This is a genomic window from Streptomyces lichenis (genome assembly GCF_023218175.1).
GTDB classification, from domain to species: domain Bacteria; phylum Actinomycetota; class Actinomycetes; order Streptomycetales; family Streptomycetaceae; genus Streptomyces; species Streptomyces lichenis.
The window spans coordinates 288,662-300,991 of the sequence record NZ_JALPTH010000002.1; the positions used below are offsets into that span (position 1 = coordinate 288,662).

The 12,330-nt window shown below is 68.8% G+C and carries 16 protein-coding genes, 2 tRNA genes and 1 pseudogene; 5 read left to right on the forward strand and 14 right to left on the reverse strand.

Annotated elements, in window-relative coordinates:
* Positions 1-61 precede the first annotated feature (61 nt).
* Entirely contained in the window at positions 62-508 is a 447-nt protein-coding gene (locus tag M1O15_RS02960; protein ID WP_248631571.1) for an SSI family serine proteinase inhibitor, read from the reverse strand.
* Positions 509-721: 213 nt separating this feature from the next.
* On the opposite strand from M1O15_RS02960, the gene M1O15_RS02965 reads away from it, so the two are divergent.
* A tRNA-Ser gene (locus M1O15_RS02965) sits at positions 722-812 on the forward strand.
* Between the two features lie 231 nt (positions 813-1,043).
* Positions 1,044-1,116 (forward strand) — tRNA-Arg (locus M1O15_RS02970).
* An 86-nt stretch (positions 1,117-1,202) separates the two neighbouring features.
* On the opposite strand, the gene M1O15_RS02975 is transcribed toward M1O15_RS02970, so the two are convergent.
* From M1O15_RS02975 to M1O15_RS03035, 13 genes and pseudogenes are all read right to left on the reverse strand, one after another.
* Entirely contained in the window at positions 1,203-2,432 is a 1,230-nt protein-coding gene (locus M1O15_RS02975) for a site-specific integrase (RefSeq protein ID WP_248631572.1), read from the reverse strand.
* Positions 2,429-2,635: an excisionase family DNA-binding protein gene (locus tag M1O15_RS02980; RefSeq protein WP_248631573.1), complete on the reverse strand. Its 207-nt coding sequence runs from the start codon at positions 2,633-2,635 to the stop codon at positions 2,429-2,431. The genes M1O15_RS02975 and M1O15_RS02980 overlap by 4 nt, the downstream gene beginning before the upstream one ends.
* Complete coding sequence (gene repSA / locus M1O15_RS02985; RefSeq protein ID WP_248631574.1) at positions 2,632-4,032, reverse strand: replication initiator protein RepSA; 1,401 nt, start codon at positions 4,030-4,032, stop codon at positions 2,632-2,634. Before repSA ends, M1O15_RS02980 begins: the two co-directional genes overlap by 4 nt.
* The gene (locus tag M1O15_RS02990) at positions 4,029-4,241 is read right to left on the reverse strand and encodes a hypothetical protein (RefSeq protein WP_248631575.1); all 213 of its coding nucleotides are present in this window, start codon (positions 4,239-4,241) and stop codon (positions 4,029-4,031) included. The genes repSA and M1O15_RS02990 overlap by 4 nt, the downstream gene beginning before the upstream one ends.
* Positions 4,241-4,429, reverse strand: coding sequence for a hypothetical protein (locus tag M1O15_RS02995; RefSeq protein WP_248631576.1), 189 nt, complete (start codon positions 4,427-4,429; stop codon positions 4,241-4,243). The genes M1O15_RS02990 and M1O15_RS02995 overlap by 1 nt, the downstream gene beginning before the upstream one ends.
* Positions 4,430-4,518: 89 nt before the next feature.
* The gene (locus tag M1O15_RS03000) at positions 4,519-5,079 is read right to left on the reverse strand and encodes a GGDEF domain-containing protein (RefSeq protein WP_248631577.1); all 561 of its coding nucleotides are present in this window, start codon (positions 5,077-5,079) and stop codon (positions 4,519-4,521) included.
* 92 nt (positions 5,080-5,171) lie between these two features.
* A complete protein-coding gene (locus M1O15_RS03005; RefSeq protein ID WP_248631578.1) occupies positions 5,172-5,462 on the reverse strand; it encodes a SpdD protein in 291 nt (96 codons plus the stop codon).
* Positions 5,463-5,479: 17 nt separating this feature from the next.
* Positions 5,480-5,635, reverse strand: a complete 156-nt coding sequence (locus M1O15_RS03010) for a hypothetical protein (RefSeq protein WP_248631579.1) — start codon at positions 5,633-5,635, stop codon at positions 5,480-5,482.
* A 20-nt stretch (positions 5,636-5,655) separates the two neighbouring features.
* Positions 5,656-5,844: a mobile element transfer protein gene (locus M1O15_RS03015; RefSeq protein WP_248631580.1), complete on the reverse strand. Its 189-nt coding sequence runs from the start codon at positions 5,842-5,844 to the stop codon at positions 5,656-5,658.
* A gap of 15 nt (positions 5,845-5,859) precedes the next feature.
* Positions 5,860-6,549, reverse strand: a complete 690-nt coding sequence (locus M1O15_RS03020) for a DUF2637 domain-containing protein (RefSeq protein WP_248631581.1) — start codon at positions 6,547-6,549, stop codon at positions 5,860-5,862.
* A gap of 5 nt (positions 6,550-6,554) precedes the next feature.
* Positions 6,555-7,922, reverse strand: a pseudogene (locus M1O15_RS03025) (FtsK/SpoIIIE domain-containing protein).
* Positions 7,919-8,251 carry an SCO3933 family regulatory protein gene (locus M1O15_RS03030; RefSeq protein ID WP_248631582.1) on the reverse strand — a complete coding sequence of 111 codons (333 nt, stop codon included), beginning with the start codon at positions 8,249-8,251 and terminating at the stop codon, positions 7,919-7,921. Before M1O15_RS03030 ends, M1O15_RS03025 begins: the two are co-directional and overlap by 4 nt.
* A 138-nt stretch (positions 8,252-8,389) precedes the next feature.
* Positions 8,390-9,169: a GntR family transcriptional regulator gene (locus M1O15_RS03035; RefSeq protein ID WP_248631583.1), complete on the reverse strand. Its 780-nt coding sequence runs from the start codon at positions 9,167-9,169 to the stop codon at positions 8,390-8,392.
* Positions 9,170-9,187: 18 nt separating this feature from the next.
* Here M1O15_RS03035 and M1O15_RS03040 point away from each other — a divergent pair, with 18 nt between their 5' ends.
* From M1O15_RS03040 to M1O15_RS03050, 3 genes are all read left to right on the forward strand, one after another.
* Entirely contained in the window at positions 9,188-9,655 is a 468-nt protein-coding gene (locus M1O15_RS03040) for an NUDIX hydrolase (RefSeq protein ID WP_248631584.1), read from the forward strand.
* Positions 9,656-10,173: 518 nt separating this feature from the next.
* Positions 10,174-11,361, forward strand: a complete 1,188-nt coding sequence (locus M1O15_RS03045) for a GmrSD restriction endonuclease domain-containing protein (protein ID WP_248631585.1) — start codon at positions 10,174-10,176, stop codon at positions 11,359-11,361.
* Positions 11,362-11,375: 14 nt separating this feature from the next.
* Positions 11,376-11,909: a HEPN domain-containing protein gene (locus M1O15_RS03050; protein ID WP_248631586.1), complete on the forward strand. Its 534-nt coding sequence runs from the start codon at positions 11,376-11,378 to the stop codon at positions 11,907-11,909.
* Positions 11,910-12,330 lie beyond the last annotated feature (421 nt).

The window sequence follows — 12,330 nt, forward strand, 5'->3', positions numbered from 1 at the left end:
AGCCCACAGCGGGGGCCGGGGTGAGGCGAGGAGGCGGGCCTCGGACGAACCGTGGTGAGGACTACGACCGGACCTTCGGCAGTACCGGCTTCAGCGCGTCCCAGCGGGCGATCTCGCAGCCGTCCGTCCGCGAGAACCGGGCGTCCACGTCCTTGCCGCGCCAGGTGCCGGTGATGTGCGCGGTGGCGGGCCCGCCGTGCTGCATGGTGCACATCGTGCCCTCGGCGACCGGCGCGAACGGGTCCCTGTCCTGCGCGGCCAGCTCGTCCAGCCGGGCGCACGCGCTCTTCGCCCGCGGGTGCGTCCCGACGGCGCTGCGCGTGTCGCACTCCAGCTCGAAGGTGCCGTTCGCTGTGGAGTAGCCCGAGTCGGCGATGGTGATGGTCAGCTTGTCCGGCCCCGCCAGCAGCGGCAGCGGCAGCGGCGTGTCCAGGGCGACGGCACCGGGCGCGGCGGCGCCCAGTACGGCGAGGGAGGCGGCGGAGGTGAGGAAGAGGCGACGCAGCATGCGTTCTCCAGGAGTGCGGAAGCCGGGGGCGGCCCGGCCGGAGGCCGGACCTTCGCTCACCCCGTTAACGCGCCACCGGCGACGGCGTTGCGCACCCGCTGACGCTTTGCCCCGCCCCGGGGCCGCCTAGTACCGTAGGGATCGATTGGTGGCACCCCCCGTGGCTGTGTCATCATCTGCACGCACCACTCGCTCCGCGCGGGTGCGCGCACTGGAGGCGTCGCCTAGTCCGGTCTATGGCGCCGCACTGCTAATGCGGTTTGGGTCTTAAAGCCCATCGAGGGTTCAAATCCCTCCGCCTCCGCAGCACCACCCGAAGCCCCGGCCCCACGGCCGGGGCTTCGGTCGTTTCCGCCCCCGGAGCGCCGCCGTGCCGACGGCTTCGGGCCAACGGCCCCGGGTGGGCGCCTGGAAGATCGTCTGGGGAGTTTGCCCAGGTCAGCACCGGTCCGGGTAATGGATTTCGCGTCCCGCCGCCGGTCATGTAATGTTGTTCTCGCAACGCCGACCGGGACGAAAAGCCCGGGAAGCACAAGCACTCGTAGCTTAACGGATAGAGCATCTGACTACGGATCAGAAGGTTGCAGGTTCGAATCCTGCCGAGTGCACACAGCTGAGAGGCCCGGACGAGAGTCCGGGCCTCTTGCGTTGGCGGCCGTACAGCAGCGAAGTACAGCAACCGTGCTGATCGGCATCAGCCGGTGGTGCCGCCCACGGCATCGGACAGCTTGCCGATCGCCGCTCGCACCTCCTCCTCGCTCGCCTCCGCGTACACCTCCATGGTCATGGCGATCTGCGAGTGGCGGAGGATGCGCTGGGCCACCTTCGGGTGGACCTGGAGCGCGACCAGGAGCGAGCCGCAGGTGTGTCGGGTGTTTCGCAGCGGGATCACCCGGAGCCCGGCGCGGCGGGACCGCAGCGCGAACATCCGGGTCAGGTTCCCGGGCTCGATCGGGGTCCCGTACTTGGTCGTGAAGACCAGCCCGCGGCTGTCCTGCCACAGCTCCCCGGCCGCGTTCCGGTCGCCGAGCTGCTGGGCGCGGCGCATCCGGAGGGCCTTCAAGCAGAGCGACGGCAGCGGCAGGAAGTCGTCCGAGTCCTCGGTCTTGGTCTCCCGGTGGAGCAGTTGCCGACCGGCCCGCTGGATCTGGTGGTCCACGTACAGCTCGCCGGTCTCGAAGTTCACCGACTCCCAGGTGAGCCCCAGGACCTCACCGCGTCGCAGGCCGAGGCAGAGCACGAGCACCCAGGCCGCGAACAGGCGGTCGTCCCGGGCGGCGGCATCCGCGAGGAACCGGCCGGCCTCGGATGCGGACCACGGCTTGACGCGACGGCGCCGGGGCTTGGGCACCTTCACCAGCGAGGCGACGTTCCGGCCGATCTCCTCCTCGGTGACCGCATGGGTGAGCGCGGCCCGCAGAGCGTCCCGGGCCCCCTGGACCACCCGGCGGGACGGGAAGGACTCGCAGCACTCCCCGGCCGCGCAGCACCGGCGACGACTGGCGTCCCGCTTGGCGTCCTTCCCCTGGGCGCAGCACTGGCAGACCTCGGCCAGCACGGTCAGCCACTCCCGCACGTCCCGGACGGTCAGCTTGTCGAGCCGCTTCCTGCCCAGGTGTGGAGCGATGTAGAGCCGCACGTACCCCTCGTACGAGACGTACGACAGCGGGGCCAGGTTGGGCTTCACGATCGTGTCCAGCCAGTACCCGAGGAAGGCGGCGACCGTGCGGTGCCGGGTGGCCACGGGCCCCTTCTTGGCGGCGGCGTGAAGCGCGAGCCACTTCCCGTGCACCTCCTCGCGGGTCTTGCCGTACGCGTACTTCCGGGCTCGCTTGCCGTCCGGCTTGGTCACCCAGACGTAGGCCGCGTAGCCGTTCTTGTACGAGTAGATGGAGCCCTCGCCGTTGCCGCGCTTGCCGCTCATGCCGCGAGCCCTTCCGCGTCGGCGATGACGCCCTGGACGTACTCGTCCACCCAGGCCGGGAGGATGCGGCGGTGGCGGCCGATCTTCACCGAGCGGATCTCCCCGGTGAGCACCAGCATCTTGGTCTTGGACAGGCCGAAGCCGAGCATGCCGGCGACCTCGGCGGTGCTGTGCCACTTCGGCTGGATCACATTGTTGATCATGCTGCGGCTCCTTCCGGTGCGGGGGCGGGTAGGTCGTGCAGGGCTTCGCGGGCGGCCTCGCGGTTGAGCCGGAGGTCCCGTGCGATGGAGGCGGCAAGGACGGATTCGCCGGGGGTATGGCCTTGCCCGGCGTACCGCCAGTCGGCCAGGACGAGGACGGTCGGGTCCTGGTCGGCGTCCGGGAGGCCGAGTTCGGCGCGCTGCTGGGCGGCCCGGTAGTCGACGCGGACCTGGCGCAGGGCCCCGAGGGTGGTGGAGTAGCGGCGGGACTTGGTGGAGAAGTGGCCCCGGAAGCCGAGCATGTGAGCCCAGGCCCGCAGCCGCCGGTCCGGATAGGCGGCGTCCAGGTCGAAGCAGGCTTCGATGAGGCGGCGCGGGTGGTCGGGCACGTCGAGGAGGACCAGGGCCTCGCGGTTGCCGATGCGACGGTCCACGGAGCCGGTGGTCTCGGCGGCCTTGGTCGCGTACTTGGCGACGTAGGAGGCGACGGCCTGTTCGGTGATGTCGGTGCCGGCGTCGAAGGCGCGGACGGGGCGGATGTCGAGCTGGGTACCCCAGCGCAGGGCGCGGGCGGGTTGGCCGCCGGCGGCCGGGACGGTGACGGTCGTGTAGGTGTGGACGGCGGCGGCCCGGATGGACTCGGTGAGCAGCTGCACCGAGGCCCATGACGGGGGCGGGGAGTCATGGCCGTCGGGCCCGTCGAGGCGGACGACGGCATGGAAATGCACGGCCCCGCGCTTCTGGAACTCGGCGACCTTGCCGTACGAGACCCGAGCCGACTCCTTCAATGCCCGCTGGGTGAGCCCGGCGCGGGCGGCGATCTCCCGGCGCAGCCGGTTGGTGAAGCGCTGCCACAGGTCCCCGGCGTGGTTGTTGAACAGCACGGCGGCGGCGTAGTCGTAGCGATCCGGGTCGAGCGGTGTGCCGAGGAGGTCGCCGTCCGCCTGGTGGTGGGCGCCGCAGCGGCAGCGGCCCGTGTTCGGCTGGTTGTGGACGGGTCCGAAGGACGGGGCGGTGAGGGTGGCGAAGACCCGGGGGTGGTCCCGGACGGTCGCGGGTACCTCCTTGGTCTCGTCGCCCGCCAGTCCGGCGCGGATCAGGTGGTAGGTGTCGGCGGCGTAGAGCCAGGCGCAGGCCGGGCAGCGCGAGGCGCGGCGGTTGCCGCAGGCGACACGGAGCCGTCCGCCGGGTTCGGTGTCGGTGGAGTAGCGGTGCAGGATCTCGCCGCTGGCCTTGTCCCGGGTGACCGTCCAGCCCGCCAGGTGGACCGGGTTGGCGCAGCCGCCGGTCCGGCGCACCTGGTCGCGCCAGCGGTCGAAGCCGGGGGACCCGGCCACCCGCAGAGTGTCGCCGAGGGTGGCCGGGTCCAGGCCCGCGAGGGTCGCGGAGTGGGTCACCAGCGCCGCCTTCCCTGGGGGGTGCTGGCGTCGTTGCTGGTCGGGCCGCTCAGGTTCCTTCCGCGGGCCTTGGGCGGCTCGGGGCGCAGGAAGTCGTGCTTCTTGTGGGCTTCCCTGATCTGCCGTTCCTGGGCAACCTCGCGCTTGGCGCGGTCGCACACTTCCTGGTGGTCGTAGTCGTCGGGATAGCGGCGGCTGAAGAACCCCATCAGACGGTCACCTCCACCGAGGTGCGCGGGGTCGCCGGGCGGTGGCCGGTGCCGTGGCAGGTCGGGCAGGTGGCGGAGACGGTACGGCGCTGGCCGTCCGGGGTGGCGGTGCCGGTGGTGATGTGGACGACGGGGAAGCCGTCGCAGTCACCGCAGACCCGTGAGCGGGCAAGGCTGTGCTGGGCCATGATGGGAGTCCTTTCGATTGCGGTTGGAAGGGGCCGGACCGTCCGGGCGGCGGCGATGCTTGGCGGCTTGTGCGCCGCCCGGAGGCCGGTCAGTGAGCGAGGTGGCGCGGCCCGCGTCGGCCGGCCGAGCCCTTGGCCGCGTACATGGCGGCGTCGGCGGCGGAGAGCGCGTCGGTGAGGCTGCGGACCGGCAGTTCGGCCAGGCGGCACACGCCGACCGAGGCGGAGACCGGCAGCGCGCGGCCGTCGTGAAGGAACGATTCGCCGAGTGCACGGCGCAGTTCGGCTAGGCCAGGGGTACGGCGGATGTCCCGTACGACGGCGGTGAACTCGTCTCCGCCCAGGCGGCCCGCGGCTCCGTACCGGCCGCACCAGGCGGTGAGGCGGGCGGCGGTGGCGGTGAGGACGGCGTCTCCGGCGGCGTGGCCGTGGAGGTCGTTGGTCTGCTTGAAGTCGTCTAGGTCGACCAGGAGGACGACGGCCTCGCGGTGGCGGCGGACGGCCCGTTCGGCGAGCGCGGTCCATCCGGCGCGGGTGCGCAGGCCGGTCAGCGGGTCGCGGCGGGCGGCGGCGAGCCGGTGGGCGAGGACGCCGAAGTGGGCGGCCCAGCCGATCAGCGGCAGCGATAAGGCGAGTGCGTAGGTGTCCACGGCGGGTTTCCTTCGGTCGCGGTTGGAAGGGGTGGAGTGGCCGTCCGGGCGGTGGCGATGCTTGGCGGCTTGTGGCACCGCCCGGAGGCCGGTCAACGACGAAAGTCCTGGCGGAGCATGCGGACGAGCGCCAGGAGGACGGTGCCGCTGATGGCGAGCGCCAGGCCGGTGATGGCGACGGCGAGCAGCGTGGAGGTGAGCACGACGCCGGTGACGACGACCCCGACGACGGCGGCGGCCGGGTTGCGCTGGGCCAGGTCGACCAGGCCGGGGCGGTGCGCGGGAGCGGGCGCCGGTGCGGCGGTCCGGTCGAGCGCGGCCGGGGCCTGCGGGAGGGCGGTCGGGGTGTAGGTGTCCGGCGTCGGGTACTGCGGCTTGAACACGGGTTTCTCCTTCCGAGTCACTTGGCGAGCTGGTCGATGACCGGGGCGAACAGGCTGTCCGCGAGGAGGTAGCCGCCGAGGAGGAGCACGGCGACGAGCCACCAGGGCGGGCGGACGAGCTTGACGCCGAGGGCACCGACGGCGATCAGGGCGAGCCAGAGCGGTACGTCCATGACGCGGTTCTCCTCGGTGGTCAGCGGGGGTTGCAGCGGTGGGTACGGGCGGCGAGTTCGGCGGCGGGGCGGTTGTGGTAGTCGGCGGACCAGTTGCAGCCGGGGGCGGTGCAGGCGGCGGCGTGGGCCTCGCGGCCGTGGCGGTCGCGGTGGGTGCCGATCTGGACGGGGCCGATGCGGTCGAGGTCCCAGAAGCGGTTGCGGCGCATGGGTGTCACCTCCTCTCAGGCGAGTTGGGCGGCGATGGCGTCGGCCATCGGAGCGGGGACGCCGAGCCGGGAGCGCAGGGTGTCGGCGTCGATGTCACGGCCGGTCGCCGAGCGGTGCGAGTCGGCGAGCTTCCGGGCGTGGGCCACCAGGGCGGGCGGGACGGACGGCGAGGCATCCGGTACGGCCGGGGCGTCGGAGGGCGGCGCAAGGGGAGCGGACGGCAGCAGCTCGGGCGGCGGGGAAGTCCGGGGCTCGGGCATCTCCTCGCGTACGAGCTGGGGGCCCGGGTCCTCAGCCACGGCGGCCGGGACGGGCTCCGGCTCCCGGGGCTCCGGCGGCGCGTGGACGAGGAGGGCGCCGCCGAGGAAGGCGAGTGCCGGCCACCCGGCGACGAGGATGCGCAGCCAGGCGGGGACGTGCCCCAGGTCGAGGAGCCCGGCGGTGGCGATGTTCGCCCCGAGGGAGGCGGCGAGCGCGACCGCGAACCAGGACCAGGCGGCGTTGCGTGAGGCCCCGGTGCCCCGCAGGGACCGCAGCCGACGCCAGGCGGCGACGAGCAGCAGGTCCACCGAGACCGGGTAGGCCCATGCCTTCCACCCGTGCTGTCCGGCGGCTTCGGCGAGGTCGTGCAGGTGGGAGAAGGACAGGGCACCGGCGATGACGGCCTGGACCAGGACGGCGTCCACGCGGAGCAAGGGGCGCACGGCGATCAGTCCTTGTCGGCGGCGGAGGCGTCCGCCGGGACCAGGGCGAAGGCGGTCGTGGCCGGTACGGGCCGGAAGGCGGTGAGGCCGGGGATGTCCGGGGTCAGGTGCGCGTGTTCGGCGCAGGCGGCGACCGCGTCGGCAAGCTCCGTCAGCGGGCTGCGGACCAGCGACCAGCCGCCCGAAGAATCCCCGGCGACGGCGACCCCGCGCTGTTCCGGCGCTATGCCGGTGGCGGCGAGCACGGCGGACGGGCTGATGTCGCCGAGCGCCATCTTGGCCGTGGTCTCGTCGTTCACCCGGTGCGTGATGCGGCCGGTGAGCTAGGCGCGAAGTGCCGTGGCTCCTTTGCCCAGTTCGGCTCCGAACCGCTGGCCGCACACCTCCAGATAGATGGCGGCGGCCTGACCGAGCTGAGCAAGGCGGATGAGCTGGGTGACCATCTGGTCCCGGCGCTTCTCGTCGGCGGAGGTGGCGGTGAGGAACAGCTCTGCCACCTCATCGATCACCACGACGACCGGCGCCGGCCGCATGTCCTCCGGCAGGCCCCAGATGTCCGAGGTGATGACCTCCGCCGGGCCGGAGCCGAGCCCCTGCACGCTGCGGATCAGCTCGTACCGCTCCACCATCTCTTCGACCAGGACGTCGAGCAGGTCGCCCGCTTCCTCCGGAGTTCAGGCCAGCGCGGAGAGCCGGGGCGCGAAGGGGGCCAGCTCCACTCCCCACTTGCAGTCGATCCCGACCAGGGCGACGGGCTGCGGGGCGAGACCGGCCAGCAGGCCGCGCAGGTAAACCGACTTGCCCGACAGGGTCGCGCCCATGACCAGCTCATGCGGGACGGTCCGGAAGTTTCGGACATGGGCCGAGCCGTCCGACCGGAGGGCAACTGGGACGCGCAGCAGCTCGGGCGGCGGCGCCTTGGGCATGACGACCCGCCGCAGCACGTCGTATCCGACCACCTTCACTTGGAGCCAACCGGGGGCGAGCCCCGAGATGTGCACCGCGTACGCGCGCCAGGAGTGCCGAAGCCGCTCGGTCGCGGTCTCGAAGTCCCGTACTTCCTGACCGGGTTGCATCCGGATGCGGAGGACCAGTCCGCTGCCGGTGAAGCGGATGCGGGTCAGCCGGGGCACCCGGCGGGCGGCGGTGCGGTTGGTGGTGGCCGCGAGCACGAGGCCGAAGCGGGACGGCGGCTCGGTGAGCCCGCACGCCTCCATGACCGAGCGGTACGTGACCAGGACCCTGACCAGCTTGGCCGGGGCCCCGACCGCGTACCAGAACCAGACCGGGCGCTGCCACCGCAGGACGACGAGTCCGGCGACCACGAGCACCAGGCCGAGCCAGGCGAGGAACTGTCCGGCGGACACGGTCAGTTCACCAGGGAGGTGACGGCGGCGGCGCGGAAGGAGATGCCGTGCCGCTTCTGGCCGTTGAACTCGTTCTCCCACGGCCGGGCAACGAGTCCGGTCAGCGCGACCGGGGTGCCCGTGGCCAGCTCGCCGGAGATGTCGGCCTCGGCGGCGGTGACCGTGATGACCTCGGCGTTGCCGTTGGCGACGAACAGCACGTCCACCGTCATCAGCGAGCCGCCGGTCTCCGGGTCCACGGCCACCACGCCGTTCTTCTTGTCACGCATTTTGGTCTGGGGCGGCTGGGCCACCATCACGGTCACGCCGCTCATGTCCACGGGGATCAGGCGCACAGGGATCACTCCTCTAGAAGTGCTTGACTCAGTCACTCATGTATAGGAGTGACATGAAGAAGAGTGCAGCACTCCTGTACATGAGTCAACCCGCCGAGGCGAGAAAGTCCCGGCGGGTTGCGAGGAGTTGAGCGAGCGTCAGTCGACGGCCGGGATGCGGTACTCCCAAACGAACTGGTCAGCGGCCATGAGGGTGTCGCAGACCTCCACGACCCGGCCCTCCGTGGTCACCGCGTTCCGCACCAGGTGCACAACCGGCGCACCGGGGCTCAGCGCCAGCTCCGAGGACTCCGCCTTGGTGGCCAGCCGAGGGACGAGCGTCTCCATGAACTCGGCGAACTCGTGCCCGTGATCCTCCAACCGGGCATAGATGCCGCCGGGACCCGGGTTGTCGTTGTGCAGCTCGGGGATCTCCTTGGCCACGTCCCAGGGGATGTAGGAGGTGGCCGTCTCCACCGGGGTGCCGTTGCGGAAGTAGAGCCGCCGCCGGGCGAGCACCTGGGTGCCGGCGTCGAGCCCGAGCCGTTCGGCGATCTCGGCGGGCGCCTCGGCGGTGCCGCGGTAGAGCATCCGCACCTCGGAGGTGGCCCCGGCCTGGTCGGTCTCGGCGAGGTACGCGGCCTTGCCGCCACGGCGGTGCGAGCGCCGGAAGCGGTCGGAGGAGCGCAGCCGTACCGGCGGCCGGTCCTTCACCATCGAGCCCTTGCCGTGCCGGGTGTCCACCAGGCCGCTCGCGCGCACCTCCACCATGGCCTTGCGGATCGTGCCGCCGGAGACGCCGTAGCGGTCGGTCAGCTCCGACTCACTCGGCACCATGTCACCGGGCTTGAGGACGCCTGCCCGGATCTGCTGGACGATCTCCTCGGCGATCTGCAAGTACCGGGGTACGGCCCTGTCCCCTCCTACTGCGGTTCCCATAGTCCTTCTCTTCCTCCTATGCTCCTGTACATGAGTAACAGCGCCCGCGAGACCCAGTCAACGCCACTGCACTCGGTGTCCGTCGCGGGCGCGGTCGTACGCGAGGACGGCCGGCTCCTGGCCATCCGCCGGGCCGACAACGGCACCTGGGAGCTCCCGGGCGGCGTGCTCGAACTCGCCGAGTCCCCCGAGGACGGTGTGATGCGCGAGGTCTGGGAGGAGACCGGCATCCGGGTCGAGGTGGACGAGCTGACCGGGGTGTACAAGAACACTGTGCGCGGAGTCGTCGCCCTGGTCTTCCGCTGCAAGCCGTCCGGCGGCGCCGAGCGCACCTCGGAGGAGTCGACCGCGGTTGCCTGGCTCACCCCCGAGCAGATCTCCGACCGCATGGCCGAGGTCTACGCCGTCCGCCTCCTCGACGCCCTGGACGGCAACGGGCCCCACGTGCGGAGCCACGACGGCAAGCACCTGATCGCCGCGCGGTAGGAGTTTCCCTACTTCATCAAGGCACCCGCCGCGCACGCGCGGCGCGTGCGGCCCGTCGTCCGGGCCTGCGCTCCTGTCTCCGCCCCGCTCCAGCCCGGCCGCCGTCCGCACGCCTACGGCTCGGGTTGATGGGCGGGGAGCCGGGCGATGGTGCACCCGTCACGGACAAGCCTCCGGCGGGGGCGCTCAGGCTCCGGGATGGCGGGGGCTTTGTATGCGGGTGCCGGCGCGTGGATGGCTGAGGTGGGGGACTCCCATCCCGTCCGCCATCGACCCAGGACAAGCCGAGCAGGCGCGGTGCCGGGCGTCCAGGTCGTTCGTCCAGTGGGGCGCTCCACCTGGACGCCCGGCACCGCGCCCGCTCCACGTACGTGTGGGTCGACGGCAGACGGGATGGGAGTCACATGAGCAGTAGGCGAGGTCGGTGGTCAAGCTGATGTCCTATCTCGCGCTCTCCCCCTCCCTCTATGCCCCGCCCGGCTAGAGTGCAGCCGAGCCCCAGAACACAGGAGGACCCCTTGCCTGAAGCGGTAACTGATCTGCGCAGCCTCAACGTTCAGGAGCTGGAGGAGGAGGAAGCCGTTGGCCAGATCGACGAGTATGACATCGTTGCATCGCCCAACGATTTTAACACTCTCACGATCAATAACTTTATCGAGGAAGGGGCAATCAAGATTCCCCCCTTCCAGCGGAACTATGTCTGGGATCGTAAGCGGGCTTCGAAGCTCATCGAGTCGCTTATCCTCGGACTTCCCGTACCACAGGTGTTCCTGTACGAGGAAGGCCGAAACAACTTTCTTGTAATCGACGGCCAGCAGCGACTTCTAACCGTTTTCTTTTTCGCTAAGCAGCGGTTTCCGCGTAACGATAAGAGGGCTATTCTGCGAAACTTGTTCAACACCGAAGGAGGGATTTCGGACGACGTACTTGCAGATGACGAGTTGTTCGAAAACTTCAAGCTCAGCCTTCCATCGGTAGCGGGGCGGCCGAAGAACAAATTTTCTGGTCTGACGTATGGGAAGCTTGGCGATTATCGCCGTCAACTCGACCTGCGGACAATTCGAAATGTGATCGTTAAGCAGGTTAGCCCAGCCGACGATGACTCCGCTATGTTCGAAATGTTCAATCGCCTGAATACGGGAGGTGTCAATCTCAACCCGCAGGAAATCCGAGCAAGCCTATATCACTCAAAATTCTTCGATAGTGTATTCCTCATGAATCAGGTGCCCACCTGGAGGGCACTATTGGATGCCGAGCAGCCGGACTCGCGCATGAAGGACATGGAAGTCATCCTTCGAAGCTTGGCGCTGCGTGAGGGCACCGAGTCCTATGCGGGTTCCATGGCCGGATTCGTTAACCGGTTCTGCAAGCGGTCGAAAGTGTTCGCAAAGGATAAGATCACTCAAACAATGGAGGAGTGGTCTTGGTTCATGCGCCTTAACGAGAATGCGGCCGCTGATACCTATAAGGCCGGATCGTCGAGGTTCAGCCCCTTGCTATTCGAAGCGGTCTACGCTTCGGCGTTGATGCTTCGAGACCAGGGCGAAGAATTGCCGCACATTAGTCCGAACTGGGTAACACAAATTGGCAAAAATCAAACGTTCACTTCATACCAGCAGGAGGGATCAACGAAGACGGCCAACGTCCGCGGGCGCATTGAAATTACACAAGCATTGCTGCTCCAGGCGGCGAAGGGCACCCTGTGACGCTAATTCAAAGAATGTACGAGGATCAAAAAAGCGTTCTGGACTATCTCGGATCGACCAATCAAGTGTCTCATCACGCGACTCTGCAAGCGACACTGCCCAAGGTGCTCCTACTTGCCGCGGCTAGCGAGTTTGAGTCTCGCGTCTGCGATGTCATCCGTGAACATGTTCGGGCAAACTCTGGGGATTTAAAGATCCTGGAACTGGTAGATCAGAAAGCAATCAAGCGCCAGTACCATACTCTATTCGACTGGGATAAGCGAAACGCCGGCAAGTTCTGGTCTCTTTTCGGTGCCGACTTTAAGCGGCAAATGGCTGAGACTTGCCGCCGTAGGCCTCGTTTCGAAAGCTCAATAGCTGCATTTCTGGAAATGGGCTCATTGAGGAATCAGCTCGTTCATAATAACTATGCCGCATTCTCGCTTGACAAGACGCTGGCCGATGTCTTCAGTCTCTATCAAGAGGCGGAAGGGTTTGTTAATTCGCTCCCTGTGGTTCTGCATGTAGAGTTTACCGAGGGTAAGCTAGATAAAATCCTTCCGGAATAAGCGGACAATTTTAGGGGTGGAGGGGGATCTGGTGACCCGTTCCTTTGGGGTATTTGTCAGCTCCGGTCACCGTGTCATGCTAAATGACCCTTGCCAGTGACTTAGCCAAGCCTAGGTTGTCGTGGCGGGCGGGCCTTCTGTACAGCACCCCCGTACCGCAACCTCAGCATCCACCCCCGTCCGCTACTGTTTCTCCCGGGCCTTGTAGCGGCCGGTATGACCGTCGCTGACCGATCCGGCTAGAGCTACGGATCAGAAGGTTGCAGGTTCGAATCCTGCCGAGTGCACACAGCTGAGAGGCCCGGACGAGAGTCCGGGCCTCTTGCGTTGGCGGCCGTACAGCAGCGAAGCTCACCCGTGTCGCTGACACCGACGGGGGCGCGTCCGATCGCAGCGACGCCGTGCTGCGTTGGGAAACGGC